The following is an 18,053-nucleotide window of genomic DNA, read 5'->3' on the forward strand; positions in this document are numbered from 1 at the left end:
TATAATATAAATATAACAGAAAGAATTATGGTTCTAATTCCAAATAGGAGGTATGCGAATGATACTTCAAATTGAACCTGAATCAGAAATCCCAATCTATCAGCAAATCACGAATCAAATTATTGAAGGAATAGCTTGTGGGTCCATTCAACCTGGAGATTCCCTACCTTCCGTGAGGGCTTTTGCTGCTGACCTTGGCATCAATATGCATACAGTCAATAAAAGCTACCACCAATTAGAGAAAAAGGGCATTATTCGAATTGTTCCAAAATCTGGAGCGGTTATTTCATCTCCGCTTGATTTTAATGAATCTGCTCTTGATCGGTTAAAAAATGAATACCAACTACTTATTGCGGAATCACTAGTAGTCGGTATGTCGAATGATCAAATACAAGAACTTGTCACTACAATTATTCATGACATTATAAAGAAAAAGGAGGCAAACCTATGACTTTAGCTATATTTCTACTTATTGCAGTCATTTTAGCTGGAATTCAAACTGCAATTCCATTTCTAGTGAAACGATCCGTTATTTTCGGTGTAACAGTTCCAGAAAAACAAATAAATAATGCTACGCTTACTTCATTTAAAAAGAAATATGCACTGCTTGTATCACTTATTTCAATTATCGTTTTGGCTTCTTATATTACGTGGATCCTGTTAAACAACCCGTCCGAAGAACTTACTGTCCTTATTGGAACAATCATTCAATTTGCAATCATTCTTTTCAGCTTTTCCTTCTATTTTTATTTTCACGGTAAAACACTTCAATTAAAAAACAGCTGGAAGAGCAATGAACCTAAAGTTAAAATTGCTGATTTATCAATTCGAGCGAAAGATGAAATGCTCCCATGGTATATTTATTTATTACCTATTTTCATTACGATTGGTGTAATTGGTTATACAATTGTACAATATGATCTACTTCCAGAGCAGATCCCGACACATTGGGGAATAAATGGTGAACCTGATGCCTTTACAGCAAAGACTCCAATCTCTGCTATTTCAATGCCATTAATCTTATTAGTTATGCAGATTATGTTTTTAAGTATTCATACTGGTACAAAAAAATCTGGCATAAAATTAAGTGCAACAGCCACAACGGCTTCTCGCTTAAGACAGCTCACACTTCGCAAATATACTAGCTGGTTTATGTATTTTACGACTATTTTAGTAACGGGAATGTTTAGTTTCTTTCAATTAAGAACGATACACCCTGACTTAGCGGAAGGAACCATCGTTATGTCTATTCCGATTATTTTTCTTGTTGTCACTTTAGGGACTACGATCGCATTCGCCATAAAAGTTGGACGGTCTGATAAGATAACTTTTGATGAGTCGATTGAAGGAGTAACAGACTATGACGATGATGCACACTGGAAAGGTGGACTCTTCTATTTCAACAGAAACGATCCTTCCATCTTTGTTGAAAAACGTTTTGGTGTTGGCTGGACCATCAACTTCGGTAATCCAATTGGTTATTTAATTGTTTTACTACCGTTAGCAATCATTGTGATCTTAAGTACATTATAATAAGTAAAACGACAAGTTCTTGATGCGCTTGTCGTTTGTTTATTTTGGGGATGGATTTAATTTCATTTTACTATCATAAGTCCGAAAAGCTTTACCATATAAAAAGGCAAACATTCCTTGTAAGCCTGCAGCAAGATAAAATGGTAAATTAAGTGCTCCTACTCCAAATAGATACCCCGTAATATACGGTCCAACGGAAATCGGTAATCTCATTGACAACAGATGAATACTAGATGCAAAACCACTTCGCTTGCCACGAGTTATGCTCACACTTAACGCTTGTTGCGCACCTTGTGATCCTCGATTTAAGGCCGTTCGAAGGATATAAAGAATGGAGACAAAGGCATACGAAGATAATATCGGCAATAGGGCCAAAAGCAGGCAAGCTATAAAGCGAACCACCACAATAGATTGAACAGTACCATATTTATGAGAAATTCTTGCTTGAAAAATGGAAGTCACACCAGTTGCGAAAAAAGTTAAAGCCAATGTACTACTAATTTGAGCACTACTTACCCCAAATTTCACTGAAAACCAATAAGACATCATCGGTCCTGTCAGACCTATAGCTATTCCATTCAACACATTTATGCCAGCTAGTTTTAGAATCGTAACATTTTCTTCTTTTCTTATTTTCCTTTCTTCAACAACTGCCTGCTCATCCACAAATATCTTTTTCAATTCAATCGCTTCACTTCGTATTGTTAATACAATAGAAGCAGTAGAAAGTGAAATTACAAAGATGAAATAAAAGGCAAATTGGTACGAGAAGATTCCCGCTACAAAATCTCCAACACTCATCGTTCCAACAAGCATTGATCCTGTTGCCATCCCGAAAAAACTAAGTGCATGATTCATACTATATATCTTTCCACGTTCTGCAGGTTTGATATATGATGCGAGCCACGCCTGTTCTGCTGGCGCAAATGGACTTGCCGAACCAGCGTCTGCTTTTCCGAAACCTGATAACGTAATGGAGATAAACAAAAGTACTGGATGAGTCGAGAGGATCCCAACCAACGCACAACCCGCTGTCAAAAGTTCCGAAAAAAGAATGAACGGTTTCCTCCCATAGTGGTCACTGCAAATACCAATGAAGGGGGCTAGAAAAACACCTAACAATCCACTAGTTGCAAGAACCGTTCCAATTGTTACCGTACTCCAGCCCAGTTCATCAAGATACAGGGCTAGCACAACAATCATCATACCTTGTCCGATGCTGCGTATCGTATTAACAAGCATCAGTTTTTTAACTACTGGATGTATTTTTTCTTGACTAGCTTCCCTTACTAGCATTTTTTCACCACTTTAATGAAAGACTTTTATTAGTAAACACTTTTTATAAGCCTTCCAAATTGAAGTGGTAATTATTCACAAAGGAAAAGAACAAGAATATGAGGCGATGTCGAGCAATATAGAACAATAACTAAACACTAATTCAGTTATTCTTGCGCTGAAAGATTTTCGATGGGTTCTTAACTCCTTTTGCACATCATTTCAGTGGTGATGAGCTTTTCGAGTGGGTTTTAACTCATTTTGCCCGTCATTACATCGATAAATGCCTGTCGCACGATTCTTTAACTCCTTCCGCCCGGTCATTACACTGATGAAGATCTTTCAGATGAATTCTCATCCCGTTCGCACCTTCATCACCTACTATGCATATTTTTCAGTTGAATACTTCCATAAAAAAACTAGAGGCCCATTCACCTCTAGCAGTTTACTCAATACTTTATTTTTCGAAATATTAACGGCGATGGTTCTTCCACTGTCTTTTGATTTGCCTTCTTCACAGCATTTTCAACGATATAATGGTCAGGTGCAAGTTGGCACACTGGGTCTGTTGCATTTGCATTACCTGTTAAAGCAAACGCTTGACAGCGACAACCACCACCATCTCGTTGCACGAATTCGCATGATCGACAAGTGTCAGGCAACCAATCATGACCACGAAATCGATTAAACGAATCCGAATCATACCAAATTCTACTTAATGATTCCTCACGGACATTTTCAAACGTAATTCCTTCAATCATCCCAGCTGTTGGACAGGGAAGGACATCCCCATTTGGGGCAACTGTCAGAGCGATTGCTCCCCAGCCTCCCATACACGGCTTCGGAGTTGATGCATAATAATCAGGAATAACCCAAATAATTTCCATCTCTCTTCCCAAGCGTGCTTTCGCTGCCTCGAAAACATCACTCGCCCTTTCAATCTGCTCTTCACTCGGAAGAAGCTGTTCCCTATTAAGCAAAGCCCAATTATAAAATTGAGTATTAGCCAATTCCAAGCGTTCAGCCCCTAGTTCATAAGCTAACATAATAATTTCTTCTAATGTATCAATGTTTAACCGATGCAATACAACATTTAAAGCTAAGTGCATTCCCGTACTTTTTACGGCTTCAACAGCCAGACGTTTCTTTTCAAATGCCTTAAATCCACCAATCCTGTCAGATAGTGCTTCTGTTCCTGCTTGAAAACTAATTTGGACATTCGCTAATCCAGCATTCTCGAGTTGCTTAGCCTTTTCCACAGTTAGCCCGATCCCACTTGTTATCAAATTTGAATACATTTCAAGCGAATTTGCATGTTCGATGAGTTCCTCTAGGTCCTTCCATAATAACGGCTCTCCACCAGAAAAGTGCACCTCAACCACTCCGAGGTTTTCCGCTTCTGATAAAACACGTTTCCAATCATTTGTTGATAATTCCATTTCCTTCAACGTCATTTCAATTGGGTTTGAGCAATATGGGCAATGCATTGGACAACGATGTGTGAGTTCAGCCAGTAACGAAAAAGGAGGTTGTACTTTATGTTTCTTTATCTCTATCATTTTGCATCACCACCCATCCTTCATCCACCATTTTCAGAAGAAATTCCGTGATATCCTGCTGCATTACTTCAAATTCGGGGAGTTCATTTTTGTTATTTTCGACCCCAAGAGTATTACGCATTTTTTCAGTGATGGTGTAAATCGATGCATTCCCGTCACACAGTCCAAGAATAGATGCGGCAGTTTCATTCAGAACAACTACCTTCTCAGGTAACAAGAGGAGATGTTTTTCTCTTACCTTATCAAATTTAAGTCGCCCCTTTTGAGCGAGTTTTGGAAAACCAATAGTCAATAGTCCACACCCCCTCTTGGTGATTTTAATTTGGAAAGGCATTTTCAATTGCATCAAGCTGTGCCCACAGCACGTCACATTTAAACTGTAATGCCTCTACTGCAAGTTGTTGCTCCTTTGACGTTCTGCAATAGTCAAGTACAACGTTAAGAGCAAATTCAGTGTCGCGAGGTGCCTGAGTTAAACGATTTCGAAAATAACCGAGTCCGCTAGAGTCAATCCAAGGATATAACCGTTCCAAGATTTTAATCCGTTCTGAAATAAGTATAGGTGAAAATAATTCTGTCAATGATGAAGCCACTGCTTCAATCCATGGCTTTTCCTTTGCAAAATTCACATAAGCATCCACAGAAAATCGAACGGCTGGTACTACATGAACTTCACTCAACACTTCTTCTCGAGAAAGTCCCACAACTTCTCCGAGCCTTAACCAAGCCTCAATTCCACCCTCTTGTTCATGGGTTCCATCATGGTCAATTATGCGCTGAATCCACTCTTGCCGAAATTCCCTTGTTGGAAGTTTGGACAAAATAACTGCATCCTTTATCGGAACTGACTTTTGGTAATAATATCGATTTGCTACCCATCCACGGATTTGCTCTCGACTCAAACGCCCCTCATGCATTGCCAAATGAAAGGGGTGTTTGTCATGATACGAAGAGCGCCCAACATTAATTAATCTTTCTTTAAATTCGTCACGAGACCAAGGTGTTTCCTTCTCAGCGTTGCCCTTTCCTAACCCTCCTTGTGGTGACACAATCAAACCTCCAATTCCATACCTTCATACGCAATTTCAATACCATGTCGCTTCAATATCTCGGCTTCCTTCGAACCCTTTTTTAAAATAGGATTACTATTGTTAATGTGAATCAAAATTTTTCGTTCAGCTGAAAATGAGGATAATGTTTCAATGATTCCAGAAGGTCCACTTATGGGCAAATGCCCCATGTCCCTTGCATTTCGCTTTGTTGCTCCTATTGAAACCAATTCATCCTCTGACCAAAAGGTTCCGTCCACCAACAAAATATCTGCTTTATGTAAAGCCGATTCGATTTCTGGTGTCATCCTATCTAACGTTGGAAAATATGCGACACTTTTTCCAGACCGTTCGTTTTTTAAAAGTAACCCTACCTCCCAAATGTCATCTTGATCATGATCATTTGACTGTACATACAGTGGTGGTTTACTTGAAACTGGAACAGTCTCGATTAAAATAGAATCCTCATTCGCAACCCCAAGCCGATTTGGAGTATGAGTTGTTAACGATTGCCATTTCCAAGAACAATAGTTTTTCAGCATAGGAAAGATTGGAAAGGCAGAATGTAAACATTTTTTTACTGTGTCTGTCCCGTAAATTGTTAAGTGCGAACCTTCTCTTAACGACAATAAACCAATTGAATGATCAAGCTCTGCATCTGTTAAAATGACACCAGCAAGTGGTGTTTCTCTAATTCCAGGACCCGCATGTAGCTCAGGAAAGGACTCTATCTGTCTACTAACATCCGGGCCCACATTGACAAGGTACCAGTCTTTATTATTTGCACTAATGACAAGGGAAGATTGTAACATCGGTGTAAGTGCAGGATCTCCTCTGCGTACATCACGGCAATTGGGGCATGCACAATTCCACTGTGGAAAACCTCCTCCCGCCGCTACCCCCAAAACCCTAATTCGAATTTTTCTTCAATCCCTTCAAATCTACTTTTTATACATGTTAAGTGTTAGTTACTCACGAATGTAGGAATACATCGTTACCTCAGCCGCAGTATGGATAACTTCATAGTCAGGAATAATCCACATGCTTTTCACCTCCCCTAAAAATCTTTAAAATGAATCGTTTGGAAGATAAAATGAAAAGTTTACTGGTGTTAATTTCCCTGCAGATTGCAGGGGGAGCTTGCGAAACTTTTCCATTAAGACGTAAAGCTTAAATCTTTACAAGCAAATTTGTGTTTTTCTTAAAAAGAAGACATAGTATGGGATAAAATCGCACCCTTTCAACCTATTCTTATGTAAATAACATGCGCAAAATAACTATGAATTTCGACATAAAGTTGTCCCATTCTCAAAAAACACAAAAAACAATGCTCAAAAAATGATGAGCATTGTTACTAACTTGTTATTGTTTTAAAGCGACTTTCGCACTAAATAGTTCCTTCCTTTTCCAACCTCCCCACTTATAATAGGAAAAGGAAAATATACTGCTAATGATAAAACTAATACCCATTCCTAGCGCTATTCCATTCTGTCCGATGAGACTAGAACAAAAATAAGTTAAAGGATAGCGAAGCAGCCAAAAGGAAAGGATATTTAGAACCAATACCTGATACATGGCACCGGCTCCTCTCACAATTCCGTTAAGAATAAAATTGATACCAATGAACGGATAAAAGAAGGCGACTATTTTTAAAAAGTCCGAACCAAAAGTAACTGCTTCAGTATCCCGTATAAACAACTTCGTAAATCCATCTGCAAACAGGAATACAACTAATGCGATTGACAACATAATAGCCACATTGAAAATAGTCCCATACAAGGCAATTTGGCGGACTCGTTCCCATTTATTTGCCCCAATATTTTGTCCTGCCATGCTAGTAACAGCTGTTCCTAATGCCATAGCTGGAATGGTTATTAAACTATCAATACGTTGGGATGCACCAAATCCTGCTACTACTGCACCATCAAATGAATTTACTACTGATAAGATTGCTGTAATACCTGCATAGATAACCATCATTTGTAAACCAGCAGGAATTCCCAATCTTAAAATCAACCAAATTTCTTCCTTACTCGGTAAACGTGGCAGACTATATGGAACAAGCTTATGACGGAACGTATATCCGAATGCCCATAAAAATGCTATCCCCTGAGCTAATATCGTCGCCCACGCTGCTCCATGTATACCCCAATCAAGAACAGAAATGAATAATGGATCTAAAATAGCATTTAAAATAACTGCCAACAACACAAATCGTAATGGTGTTTTGCCGTCACCTAATGCCCTTAGGACCGTACCAATAAAGTTATACCCCATGATAAATAATATACCTAGAAAATTAATTTCTAAATAAGCACTGGCCTCTTGAAGCATTGCTGCTGGTGTATTTAAAAACATTAGAAGTTGCTTTGAGAAAAAGAATCCAAACAAGCCGACCACAATGGAAAGAATTGATAATAAGACGACAAATGCGTTCACATACCTTTTCAATCCATAGTCATCATCCATTCCCTTTTTTTGCGATAGAATGGTTAAAGTGGCATTGTTGATTCCTATAATAAACGCTAAAATCGTCACAACAACTGTGGAAGAAATCGTAACAGCACCTAGTGCATTCGCTCCTAATAAATTTCCCACCCACAAACTATCTATAAATTGATAAGAGACTTGAAGCAGATTGGTCAACATAATGGGACCAGCAAAGTAAACTAGCTGTCTTTTAATCGACCCTTGCGTAAAATCTTGCTGCGCCAATGCAATAACACTCCTTATTGTCTAAATCCTATTATTTTTAGGATATCATACCTTTTTTAAAAACAGGTTAATCTTTAATGATTTGAGATAATATATTACAAAAAATGACATTACTGTCTATTTTTCTAAATAAAAATATTGGCATATTTGAGAAGTTTCTATTATTATAGGTAATATCAAACGGGACAGAGGGACAGGTCCCGCGTCTCATCCAGTAGGACAGAGAACCTGTCCCTCTGTCCCATTTTGATAGTAATTTTGGTAAAGGAGTATGTATATGAGCAATAAAATTAAATTAGGCATCGTAGGTTACGGTAATCTTGGAAAAGGCGCAGTTAAGGCTATTAAACAAGCTCCTGATATGGAATTAGTAGCAGTTTTCACGAGAAGAGATCCGCAAGATCTAGTTCTTGATGAACCAAATGTAAAGGCTGAACATATTTCGAATGCAAGTGATTATCAAGATAAAATTGATGTAATGCTTTTATGTGGAGGATCAGCTACAGACCTACCTGAACAAACTCCACAATTTGCAAAACTTTTTAATACTGTGGATAGTTTTGATACACACGCAAAAATTCCTGAATTTTATCAAGCTGTTAATGAGGCTGCAAAAAATACAACTGCCATTATTTCTGTAGGTTGGGACCCAGGCTTATTCTCTATTAACCGTGTGATGGCAGATGCCATTCTACCAAATGGTGAAAATTATACTTTCTGGGGTAAAGGACTGAGCCAAGGTCACTCTGACGCGGTTAGACGTGTAGAGGGAGTTAAAAATGGTGTTCAATATACGATACCTTCTGAAGATGCCATGGAAAAAGTCCGAAGTGGGGCAAATCCAGAATTATCAACCGCTGAAAAACACCGTCGTGTATGTTATGTTGTTGCGGAAGAGGGTGCAGACAAAGCAGCGATCGAAAATGAAATCAAAACAATGCCAAACTATTTCGCTGATTATGATACAGAAGTGAATTTTATCTCTGAAGAAGAATTAAATCGTGACCACACAAAAGCCCCTCATGGCGGATTTGTGATTCGCGGCGGGAAAACGGGTGAAGATACTACACAAATCTACGAATTCTCACTAAAATTAGACAGTAACCCAGAATTCACATCAAGTGTTTTAGTCGCATATGCAAGAGCTGCTTATCGACTTAGCCAAGAAAAGCAATTTGGCGCAAAAACCGTTTTTGATATCGCACCAGGCTATATTTCACCACGTTCACCTGAAGAACTAAGAAAAGATTTTCTATAGGATTCAAAAATACCAACAAAAAATCACTCACCTTATTGGGGAGTGATTTTTTTATCAACAATTCCCTTTCTTTATATGACATCGGCTACCCCACCCCATCAATTAACCATCTACAAGCAGAATTGAAATACCTCTTTCTGACTACTCGTGATAAAGTTGTCCAATAAATATGGGTCACGGAGCTCACTGTCACCTCAAGATGTCGACTGATCTTTTATTTTTTCAGCGAGAACGGTCTCATCTTAACTGTCCTGCTCCTTATGTACAGAACAAATTAATAAGTAGGGTTTTGGGTTACATCAATCCATGCGTTTGATTTCTCTAACTGTCCTGCTAGTTGAAGTAGAAGGTCTTCTCTTCCACGTCTTGCCATCACTTGAACACCACATGGTAAGCCTTCCTTTGTAATATGCATTGGTAGAGTCATGGCTGGTTGCCCAGTAAAATTAGCAAGTTGAGTAAATGGAGTACGCTCAAGACTCTTATATGCCAACTGATCCACAAATCCAGACTTTTTTAAAATTCCTCCCAAACCAAGACTTCCAACAGTTCGAATCAACGTTTTTTCAAAAGTTCGTAAATCTAGTTCACCTATTCTTGATGGAGGCATCGCCGTTGTAGGAGTCATATAAAAATCATAATCATCATGAAAATTCTGCATTTGAATGGCAACTTCGTCCCAATATTTTAAACTTATTAAGAACTCTTCTGCAGATACAGCTTTCCCTAGTAATCCAAGTATCCAAGTAGTGGGTTCAACGTCGTCGTATCTTATTTTCCGTCCAATGGTTTCCTCTAATGCTCTTAACGTACTAGCTACTTCTGCAAAATACAATAACATATAATAATTTGCTAGTTTTTTACCATCAACAGGTGCTTCCTTCTCTACCACTATATGTCCCATCTCTTCGAGTAGATTAGCAGTTTTACGTACGGCTTCGCGACACTCCTGGTCAACACTGCTTCCAAGAGGTGAATTAGTTGAAAATGCAATTTTTAACTGTCTTGAAATTGGGGTATTCGCTGCTCTAAGAAAAGATCCATTATAAACTGGAGCAATGAAAGCATTGTTTCGATCAAATTGATATTCATCAAGCATCGCAGCACTATCTCGTACGGATCGACTCAATATGTGATTAACAGAAGCACCCTGCCATACTCTGCCACTATTAGGACCAATAGGAGTTCGACCACGAGTCGGTTTTAACCCAAATAATCCACAAAAAGCACCTGGTATGCGAATTGAACCACCACCATCATTTGCACCTGCTATTGGAACCATACCTGAAGCAACTGCAGCACCAGCTCCTCCACTTGATCCACCTGGTGTATAATTAGGATTCCATGGATTTTTTGAAGGTCCAAAATAGGATGGCTCTGTGATTCCCATCAACCCGAATTCTGGAACATTCGTTATCCCGAGGATTGAAATACCCATGCCCTTTAATTGCCTGACAAACTCACTATCTTGTTCTGCAGCATGCTTGGCAAGAACCTTCGTGCCCTCCAGGACAGGTTGGTATTTTACCTCTTGATGAATTGCTTTTGTTAGAATGGGTATACCCGCAAAAACGCTAGTATGATTGCTCAAAGCTCCTTCTTCTGGGGAATCATCTATCATATGAATGACAGCATTTAAGGTAGAATTTTTTTGTTGAATTTCTTTGATAGCGGCTTCCCTTACTTCCTCTAACTTCAACTCCTTATTTTTGATTAACTCTGCCAACCCAATCCCATCATACATCTTATAATCAAACACCAATACACCCCCATAGATTCCATAGAATTTTCAGTAAATTCAACTGTTTACTCTATCATATGTGCATATTAAATATTGTAAAACCTTTCGGCCATTAATGTAAGCGTTAATATTTTGTTATTTTAATATTTCCACTTGTGCAACATCCATTTTCACTTTATGATTATTATGTTATGAAATTGAATTTCGCATAGGGGGATTGACATGGAGCTAAAGTACACAGGTAAAACAAAAGATGTCTATGAATTGCAGGACGGAAATTACTTACTTCAATTTAAAGACGATGTAACAGGCGTTGATGGTGTTTTTGATCCAGGTGCAAATACAGTAGGGCTAACAATTGAAGGTGCAGGACGTGCAGGATTAAAATTAACGAAATACTTTTTCGAAATTCTAAAAGAAAAAGATATTCCAACTCACTATATTGACGCTGATATCGACAAAGCTACTATGACAGTAAAACCTGCAGAAGTGTTCGGTAAAGGTCTTGAAGTCATTTGCAGATACCGGGCTGTAGGTAGTTTTCTGCGCCGATATGGCTTATATGCAGAAGAAGGACAAGCCTTGGATGCTTTTGTTGAAGTGACACTTAAAGATGACAAACGTGAAGATCCTCCAATTAGTGAAGATGCATTGGATATGCTTGGTATTTTATCTAAAGCAGAATACCAAGTTCTAAAACAACTAACCCAACAAATCGCTGGTATTGTCAAAGATGAACTTGCTAAAAAGAGCATCGAATTATATGATATTAAATTCGAATTTGGACGTACTGGTGAGAACAAACAAATCGTGCTGATTGATGAAATCTCAGGCGGAAACATGCGCGCCTATAAAGATGGAAAGTACATTGAACCTTTAGAATTAGAAAAGATGTTTCTATAATGAAAAAGAAGCCAATCAAAACGGATTGGCTTCTTTTTAAATGTCTTAATATAGTTCTTTATATTGGTTAAGCTCTGTACTCTCCCGCAGTTTTCTAAGCTCTGGAACAATTTCTAGAACATGTTTGGCATTAAGGTGAGCATCTAAAGACTCTTGATCTTCCCATTCTTCAAGCATTGAAATAACAGTTGGGTCATCAAGATCTTGATTAATTGTATATGTAATACACCCTTTTTCTTTTCGAGTTTCAATAATCACTTCTTTTGCAAGTGCAAGATATTCTTCTACGCTTACTCCTGGTTTTAATTTAATTCGACATACAACTTTAATCATGTTGAAAACTCCTTTTTCATTCATACTCTTTCCATTAACAAGTAAATCTTTTCATATTATAGTAGAAAGCTTATTCTATTGAATTTTACTATTACAAGTGTCGGACATCAAGTTACAGGTGTATGCGCAAAACGATCATATCGTAGTGGTTCTAACGGTATAATTGTTTCTTCTTTTTCACGGACTAACTCCTCTACCAATTTCCCCGTGACTGTTGCCAAACTGATACCATCCCCTTCATGTCCAGCTGCGATATAGAATCCACGTACCTTTTCAACAGAGGAAATAATCGGTAAATGGTCTTCTGTCCAAGGTCTAAAACCAGTGTATGTACGAATCATTTTAAAGTCGTCTATTTTAGGGAAGAACCGTAAGGCTCGTTTCGCCATTGTTTCGACGACGTTAATATCAACACTTCCATCATAACCTACAAATTGACGACTGCTGCCAAGCAAAAAGTTTTGACTTTCCGTTGGTTCTAAAACTAACGCTACGCCATGTCCTTTTGTTCGCTCGTCTACCTTTCGTTCACGTCCAAATTTATTCATCAAATAGCCAAATTCCATCACATTTCGCATCATAATTGGTTTCTGCCTAGCCCCAACAAGGATATGTCCTTTTCTCGGGATGATAGGTATATGAATATCTAACATCTTACCAATAAAAGGAGCCCATACCCCTGCAGCATTCACTACTTTTTTTGCAACAATTGTTCCGTTTGTAGTTTCGATTGTAAAATCTTCGTTTTTCTTAATGGCAGTGACTTCAGAATGGGTGCGCAACTTCAATCCAAATTGCTTCGCTTTATCAACTAAGGAATAGCAAAATAAATACGGATTAATTAGTGAATCTGTTTCACATACCAATCCCCCTGGTATATCATCCGCAAAGTAAGGAGATTCTTGACGAATGTCTATTGGATTAAGAACATGAAATTTCAATCCTGCTTTACTCTGTGTCTCGACCCACTTTTTTGCTGCATCCATTTCTTCCTCATTATCACAAACGAGTATACTTCCTAGTGCACGGTATTCAAATGGTAAATCGAGCTCCTTATACAATTCAAGAATTAGCTCCTGACTTACCAACGACATTTGACTATCAAATCCTGGATCCTTATCCACGATTGTGACGTTTCCATCACACCTAGAAGATGTACCACTTACGAGATCCCCTTTTTCAATCAACGTACAATCTATACCTGCTTTTGATACATAATATGCTATTGCACAGCCAACAATCCCACCACCTATAATGGCTACTTCTGTGTGACTATTATTCATATCTAGGAACCTCCCTATAAACAATACTTAAAATAATAGAAAAAGAGACAAACATGAACGTACCTTTCTCTTACATATATGCATGGAATGCTTTTTCCATTTTTGCTCGTCCCTCATTGATCCCAGGATGGAATTGAATGGCTGCATTTTCCCTGGTCGTTTTTACATTTTCCATAGCTTGGGTCACTTTATCACTGATGTCAGCAATATCGATTAATCTACTTCTAGCAATGGATAATCCCGCAAGAGTACCTTGTGCAGCTGCCACTTTTGCACCTTCAATACCTGTAATGTTCCCCGCGACGTACAAACCTTCAATTGGTGTCTCCATTTGTTCATTATGAACTGGAACATGTCCACCAAGTTCTTCAATATATTGGAAAGGGCAACCGATTACTGAAGCCAATTCTACTAGTGGATAAAGTCCGCCTGCGATACAAACAAAATCTACGTCAATTGTTTCTTCAGTGCCTGGTATACGTTCCCCATCTGCTGTAACTTTGCACACTGTTACAGATTCTACTTGTTCCGTACCATTTATTTCAATGATTGCTTTCCGGACGTGGATAGGCATTCCCCACATTTTCACACCACCACTAGGATAAAACTGTAGGGCTAAGTCACGAACCCAAGTAGTTTTTGCGAATTTACTGCCGAAACGAAGGAAAGCAGAAGGGGCTAAATGTGCTACCCGAATTAACCCTTCCATCACATGCTTCGGATTTCCAGCTTGTTTCGTAACTGAATTTACAGTGGGCAAAACCATGCTATGAAGATCAATACCTGCTAGTTGCAATTCCCGTGCAATGGCGACTGACAGAACATTAATCCCTGCGATAATACCTTTCTTACCGACACGTACTCGCTGCACATTTGTCATGACTTGTGCAGCACCAATTGACATAACACCAGGTAGAGTCCACCCAGGTATTGGGGCAGGTGTTTCTGCTGCACCCGTTGCGAGTAGTAAATTCTCTGTATTGTACCTTCCTTTGTTTGTATGAACACAAAAGCCTGTATTCAGCTTTTCGATATGGTGAACGGAGATACTGCAGCGAATTTCTGTCTCCAATTCAGTTGCCTTCTGTAGCAATTTTTTTGTTTCTTCTATCCCATTCCACCATTCTCCATTGGATTCCTGATATAGCTGCCCAAGTAATCTGCCACCAGGTTGTGGATATTCATCAATGACTAGGACGTGTAAATCCCATTCACGACAAGCAATCGCTGCTGACAAGCCTGCTGGCCCAGCACCAATGACAACAACATCATACATGTGACCCTTCCTCCTTGTTGCTTTTGCATTTTTTGCTAAACTCTGCATATGTTCGAGGCATATCGTCTGCATCTGTTTTTCGAGCAAATGGTAAGGGTTGAATTTTTCCACTTTCGATAATCATGCCTTCCTTTAATTCAGTCAAGCAAGCACGGACCCCTGATGTATCATTAACAGTCATTCGACATTCATAGCAATGCCCGATATTACAATAGATTCCTCGAGGCTTTCCGCTTTCTTCATGGACTCGCAGTAGGCGAATTCCGTTTGCTAGAAGAGCAGAAGCAATCGTATCTCCTTCATATCCTTGAAGAGTTTTCTGATCATATGTAAATGTAATCTTTTTTTTATTTTCTAAATCACCTAAAACAGGATGGTTTACGATACGGTTATTCATGATTGACCTCCTAATGATGATAGAGATACTGGTCTAACAGGTGGCTTTATATTTAATGGAATTTCATTACCAGGTTTCTCTCCCTTAATCTCATGCAAAACGGCATCGACTGATGTTCGACACATGCGTCCACCACAATATCCCATTCCTGCTCGTGTACGCAATTTCACCTCACGCGCAGAGCACTCATATTTAGCAACTGTATCTTTGATGTCTGCTAAGGTCACTTCTTCACATCTGCATATAACCAGTTTTTCCATCGGGCAAATCCTCCTTTTGCCAAAAAATGTGTGTTTAAAAAATGATTTAAGGTTAGGTAATATATGAACCTTTGTTAAATAAAAAAAATTTTACCTAAACTCTCAAAAAAATATGATACAGATAAAAAAAGTAAACGCTTTCTTATATTCTATTATACTATGATTTAGTTTAAGTTAAACTCCAATATTATTAATATCTTGTTTGTCAAAATTGAAGTAATTTCTTTTAATGGAAAAACAAAATTGAATGATGCATTATTATTGTTTTGCATGCAAGAAAAGGACCTTGAAAGGTCCTTTATTTTAAGATAATTCATCTATGTAAACTAGTAAACTATTTAGGTACCCCTAAACCCACCACATATTTCCTGGTAATTCTTCAAGTATGATTGTCTTTAAGTTTCGTACAGCACGGGTAAATCCTTCTTCAATTGACATAATTGGGTCCTCGTGCTCAATGCTTACGACATAATCGTATCCGTATGTTCGAAGAGCACTCATCATATCTGACCATTCTTGTAAACTATGACCACATCCTACAGAACGGAAAGTCCACGCTCTTGTTTGAATATTCCCGTATGGCTGCATGTCTGTTAGTCCATACATATTGACGTTATCTTGATCAATATACGTATCCTTGGCATGAAAATGGTGAATCGCATTTGCCTTACCTAAAATTTTGATTGCTGCTATAGGATCAATTCCTTGCCACCATAAATGACTAGGATCAAGATTCGCTCCAATCGCATCACATGTTTCCTCTCGTAGCTTAAGAAGGGTATAAGGAGTGTGAACTAAAAAACCCCCATGAAGCTCGAGCCCGATCTTCACATTATGGTCTTTTGCAAATTGCCCCCACTCCCTCCAATAGGGGATTAATTTTTCTTCCCATTGCCATTTTAAAATATCAGTAAATTCATTTGGCCAAGGAGCAACTGGCCAGTTTGGATATTTTGCACCTTCATAGTCTCCTGCTGTACCTGAAAAACAGTTGACAACTGGAACACCTAATAAACTTGCAAGTTTAATTGTCTTTATCAAAGTCTGATGAGATTCCATGGCAAACTTTTTATCAGGTGATATCGGATTTCCATGACAGCTAAACGCACTTATTTGTAGCCCTCGTGATGTCACTTTTTCTAAATATTCTTTTCGTTTTTCTTCACTTTCGAGCAATGCATCTAAATCACAATGGGCATTGCCAGGGTATCCACCAGTACCAATTTCTACAGCATGTAATCCAGAATCCACCACAAAATCAAGCATATCTTCAAAGCTTTTCTCTGAGAATAATACAGTAAATACTCCTAGTTTCATTTCACGTTTTTCCTCCCGCTACATTTTAATCCTTCTTAAGAATATGCAGTGCCCGTGCAATTGTTCGTCTACTCCAAGATGTTTAATTCACAGTTTACTCGCTTTTTATACCTCAGTTAATTGTGATAATCTTCTTCGTCTCTTTTGATTCAAGTGCTGACAAAATCACTTGTAGTGATTTCATTCCTTCTTCTCCTGGCACAGGTGGAGTCGTGTCGGTAACAATGGATTGGACGAAATGAGAAATAACGTTTGTATTTGTTTGTCCACCATCTTCATTTGTTTGAATACCCCCTAATTCAAACTTTACAACCTCCCCATTTGCATATTGAATAATGAGATTATTAACAGGATCATCTTCTAAACGTAATATCGCCTTTTCTCCATAAATGATCGTTGAATTATCCTCTTTTGAAACATAAGACCAGCTCGCAGATAAAGTTCCAATAATTCCTGATTCTGTTCGTAGAATACAGACTGCTGTATCATCTACATCCGCATTTTCCTTAGCACTTGTTTCAACGAACGCTCCTACCTCTACAAACTCTTCACCCAACAAGTAACGTAGCAAGTCAGTTTTATGGACACCAAGATCCGCCATTGCCCCAATAAAGGCCTCGCTCTTCTTAAAGAACCAGCTATCCGCCCCATCAACACTCCATCCTTCTGGCCCACCATGCCCAAAGGCTGTTCGGAAGCTATAAATTTTTCCGAGTACCCCCTCTTCAATCAACTGTCTTGCCTTTTGATGTGAGGGAACAAATCGCTGATTATGCCCAATCATCAGCTTTTTGTTGTTTTTCTTCGCTGCTTCAATCATATTTAACGCTTCTTCCTTTGAAGTAGCCATTGGTTTTTCGCAAAGGACATGCTTTCCTGCTTCTAATGCCGCAATTGATATCGGTGCATGCAGATAGTTTGGTGTACAAACACTAACTGCATCTATATCAGGATTTTCAAGGAGTTCTTCATAGCTTGTATAGGCTTTTACACCATACTCACTCGCAATCTTTTTAGCACGTTCATCAACAACATCACACACTGCTACAATCTCAATATTGTCGTTCATTGCATATTCTGGTAAATGACGATGTTGGGCAATACTCCCGCAACCAATCACAGCAACTTTTATTTTACTCATTCGGCTATTCCTC

Annotated in this window: 17 protein-coding genes and 1 pseudogene; 4 read left to right on the plus strand and 14 right to left on the minus strand. The window is 38.6% G+C overall.

What is annotated here, in order from left to right; genetic code table 11:
• Positions 1 to 58 precede the first annotated feature (58 nt).
• Entirely contained in the window at positions 59 to 451 is a 393-nt protein-coding gene (locus ACWPVE_RS04035; protein ID WP_453990936.1) for a GntR family transcriptional regulator, read from the plus strand.
• Positions 448 to 1,533 (plus strand): DUF1648 domain-containing protein, encoded by a 1,086-nt coding sequence (locus ACWPVE_RS04040; protein ID WP_453990938.1) that lies wholly within the window; start codon positions 448 to 450, stop codon positions 1,531 to 1,533. The genes ACWPVE_RS04035 and ACWPVE_RS04040 overlap by 4 nt, the downstream gene beginning before the upstream one ends.
• A 39-nt stretch (positions 1,534 to 1,572) precedes the next feature.
• Here the strand turns inward: ACWPVE_RS04040 and ACWPVE_RS04045 are convergent, their stop codons facing one another.
• The 6 genes from ACWPVE_RS04045 to ACWPVE_RS04070 form a co-directional block, all read right to left on the minus strand.
• Positions 1,573 to 2,829, minus strand: coding sequence for an MFS transporter (locus ACWPVE_RS04045; RefSeq protein ID WP_453990940.1), 1,257 nt, complete (start codon positions 2,827 to 2,829; stop codon positions 1,573 to 1,575).
• A 428-nt stretch (positions 2,830 to 3,257) separates the two neighbouring features.
• Entirely contained in the window at positions 3,258 to 4,367 is a 1,110-nt protein-coding gene (pqqE, locus tag ACWPVE_RS04050; RefSeq protein ID WP_453990942.1) for a pyrroloquinoline quinone biosynthesis protein PqqE, read from the minus strand.
• Positions 4,345 to 4,659: a pyrroloquinoline quinone biosynthesis peptide chaperone PqqD gene (pqqD, locus tag ACWPVE_RS04055; RefSeq protein ID WP_453990944.1), complete on the minus strand. Its 315-nt coding sequence runs from the start codon at positions 4,657 to 4,659 to the stop codon at positions 4,345 to 4,347. The genes pqqE and pqqD overlap by 23 nt, the downstream gene beginning before the upstream one ends.
• 25 nt (positions 4,660 to 4,684) lie before the next feature.
• Complete coding sequence (gene pqqC, locus ACWPVE_RS04060; RefSeq protein WP_453990946.1) at positions 4,685 to 5,416, minus strand: pyrroloquinoline-quinone synthase PqqC; 732 nt, start codon at positions 5,414 to 5,416, stop codon at positions 4,685 to 4,687.
• A 2-nt stretch (positions 5,417 to 5,418) separates the two neighbouring features.
• On the minus strand, positions 5,419 to 6,321 hold the full coding sequence (gene pqqB / locus ACWPVE_RS04065; protein ID WP_453990948.1) for a pyrroloquinoline quinone biosynthesis protein PqqB: 903 nt from the start codon (positions 6,319 to 6,321) through the stop codon (positions 5,419 to 5,421).
• A gap of 457 nt (positions 6,322 to 6,778) precedes the next feature.
• Positions 6,779 to 8,131 carry an MATE family efflux transporter gene (locus ACWPVE_RS04070; RefSeq protein WP_453990950.1) on the minus strand — a complete coding sequence of 451 codons (1,353 nt, stop codon included), beginning with the start codon at positions 8,129 to 8,131 and terminating at the stop codon, positions 6,779 to 6,781.
• 277 nt (positions 8,132 to 8,408) lie between these two features.
• On the opposite strand from ACWPVE_RS04070, the gene ACWPVE_RS04075 reads away from it, so the two are divergent.
• On the plus strand, positions 8,409 to 9,389 hold the full coding sequence (locus ACWPVE_RS04075; protein WP_453990953.1) for a diaminopimelate dehydrogenase: 981 nt from the start codon (positions 8,409 to 8,411) through the stop codon (positions 9,387 to 9,389).
• A 274-nt stretch (positions 9,390 to 9,663) separates the two neighbouring features.
• Here the strand turns inward: ACWPVE_RS04075 and ACWPVE_RS04080 are convergent, their stop codons facing one another.
• Positions 9,664 to 11,148: an amidase gene (locus ACWPVE_RS04080; RefSeq protein ID WP_453990954.1), complete on the minus strand. Its 1,485-nt coding sequence runs from the start codon at positions 11,146 to 11,148 to the stop codon at positions 9,664 to 9,666.
• Positions 11,149 to 11,352: 204 nt separating this feature from the next.
• Here ACWPVE_RS04080 and ACWPVE_RS04085 point away from each other — a divergent pair, with 204 nt between their 5' ends.
• Positions 11,353 to 12,033 carry a phosphoribosylaminoimidazolesuccinocarboxamide synthase gene (locus tag ACWPVE_RS04085; RefSeq protein ID WP_453990956.1) on the plus strand — a complete coding sequence of 227 codons (681 nt, stop codon included), beginning with the start codon at positions 11,353 to 11,355 and terminating at the stop codon, positions 12,031 to 12,033.
• A 45-nt stretch (positions 12,034 to 12,078) separates the two neighbouring features.
• Here the strand turns inward: ACWPVE_RS04085 and ACWPVE_RS04090 are convergent, their stop codons facing one another.
• The 7 genes and pseudogenes from ACWPVE_RS04090 to ACWPVE_RS04120 form a co-directional block, all read right to left on the minus strand.
• On the minus strand, positions 12,079 to 12,366 hold the full coding sequence (locus tag ACWPVE_RS04090) for a putative quinol monooxygenase (RefSeq protein ID WP_453990958.1): 288 nt from the start codon (positions 12,364 to 12,366) through the stop codon (positions 12,079 to 12,081).
• A 107-nt stretch (positions 12,367 to 12,473) separates the two neighbouring features.
• A complete protein-coding gene (locus ACWPVE_RS04095) occupies positions 12,474 to 13,649 on the minus strand; it encodes an NAD(P)/FAD-dependent oxidoreductase (RefSeq protein WP_453990960.1) in 1,176 nt (391 codons plus the stop codon).
• A 70-nt stretch (positions 13,650 to 13,719) separates the two neighbouring features.
• Positions 13,720 to 14,925 (minus strand): NAD(P)/FAD-dependent oxidoreductase, encoded by a 1,206-nt coding sequence (locus tag ACWPVE_RS04100; RefSeq protein ID WP_453990962.1) that lies wholly within the window; start codon positions 14,923 to 14,925, stop codon positions 13,720 to 13,722.
• 94 nt (positions 14,926 to 15,019) lie between these two features.
• Positions 15,020 to 15,322: pseudogene (locus ACWPVE_RS04105) on the minus strand ((2Fe-2S)-binding protein); the annotation flags it as partial.
• Positions 15,319 to 15,582, minus strand: a complete 264-nt coding sequence (locus ACWPVE_RS04110; RefSeq protein WP_453990964.1) for a (2Fe-2S)-binding protein — start codon at positions 15,580 to 15,582, stop codon at positions 15,319 to 15,321. The gene ACWPVE_RS04110 and the pseudogene ACWPVE_RS04105, both read right to left, overlap by 4 nt.
• A 348-nt stretch (positions 15,583 to 15,930) precedes the next feature.
• On the minus strand, positions 15,931 to 16,899 hold the full coding sequence (locus tag ACWPVE_RS04115) for a sugar phosphate isomerase/epimerase family protein (protein WP_453990966.1): 969 nt from the start codon (positions 16,897 to 16,899) through the stop codon (positions 15,931 to 15,933).
• A 112-nt stretch (positions 16,900 to 17,011) separates the two neighbouring features.
• Positions 17,012 to 18,040, minus strand: a complete 1,029-nt coding sequence (locus ACWPVE_RS04120; RefSeq protein ID WP_453990969.1) for a Gfo/Idh/MocA family protein — start codon at positions 18,038 to 18,040, stop codon at positions 17,012 to 17,014.
• Between the last annotated feature and the right edge of the window lie 13 nt (positions 18,041 to 18,053).

The sequence above is a fragment of the Bacillus nitroreducens genome (genome assembly GCF_964021195.1).

Bases quoted from the DNA above. Each gene is read 5' to 3' on its own strand.
- ACWPVE_RS04045 (WP_453990940.1), bottom strand. From the start codon at position 2,829: ATGCTAGTAAGGGAAGCTAGTCAAGAAAAAATACATCCAGTAGTTAAA.
- ACWPVE_RS04095 (WP_453990960.1), bottom strand. From the start codon at position 13,649: ATGAATAATAGTCACACAGAAGTAGCCATTATAGGTGGTGGGATTGTT.
- ACWPVE_RS04090 (WP_453990958.1), bottom strand. From the start codon at position 12,366: ATGATTAAAGTTGTATGTCGAATTAAATTAAAACCAGGAGTAAGCGTA.
- ACWPVE_RS04100 (WP_453990962.1), bottom strand. From the start codon at position 14,925: ATGTATGATGTTGTTGTCATTGGTGCTGGGCCAGCAGGCTTGTCAGCA.
- ACWPVE_RS04085 (WP_453990956.1), top strand. From the start codon at position 11,353: ATGGAGCTAAAGTACACAGGTAAAACAAAAGATGTCTATGAATTGCAG.
- pqqE (WP_453990942.1), bottom strand. From the start codon at position 4,367: ATGATAGAGATAAAGAAACATAAAGTACAACCTCCTTTTTCGTTACTG.
- ACWPVE_RS04040 (WP_453990938.1), top strand. From the start codon at position 448: ATGACTTTAGCTATATTTCTACTTATTGCAGTCATTTTAGCTGGAATT.
- ACWPVE_RS04110 (WP_453990964.1), bottom strand. From the start codon at position 15,582: ATGGAAAAACTGGTTATATGCAGATGTGAAGAAGTGACCTTAGCAGAC.
- ACWPVE_RS04075 (WP_453990953.1), top strand. From the start codon at position 8,409: ATGAGCAATAAAATTAAATTAGGCATCGTAGGTTACGGTAATCTTGGA.
- ACWPVE_RS04120 (WP_453990969.1), bottom strand. From the start codon at position 18,040: ATGAGTAAAATAAAAGTTGCTGTGATTGGTTGCGGGAGTATTGCCCAA.
- ACWPVE_RS04035 (WP_453990936.1), top strand. From the start codon at position 59: ATGATACTTCAAATTGAACCTGAATCAGAAATCCCAATCTATCAGCAA.
- ACWPVE_RS04115 (WP_453990966.1), bottom strand. From the start codon at position 16,899: ATGAAACTAGGAGTATTTACTGTATTATTCTCAGAGAAAAGCTTTGAA.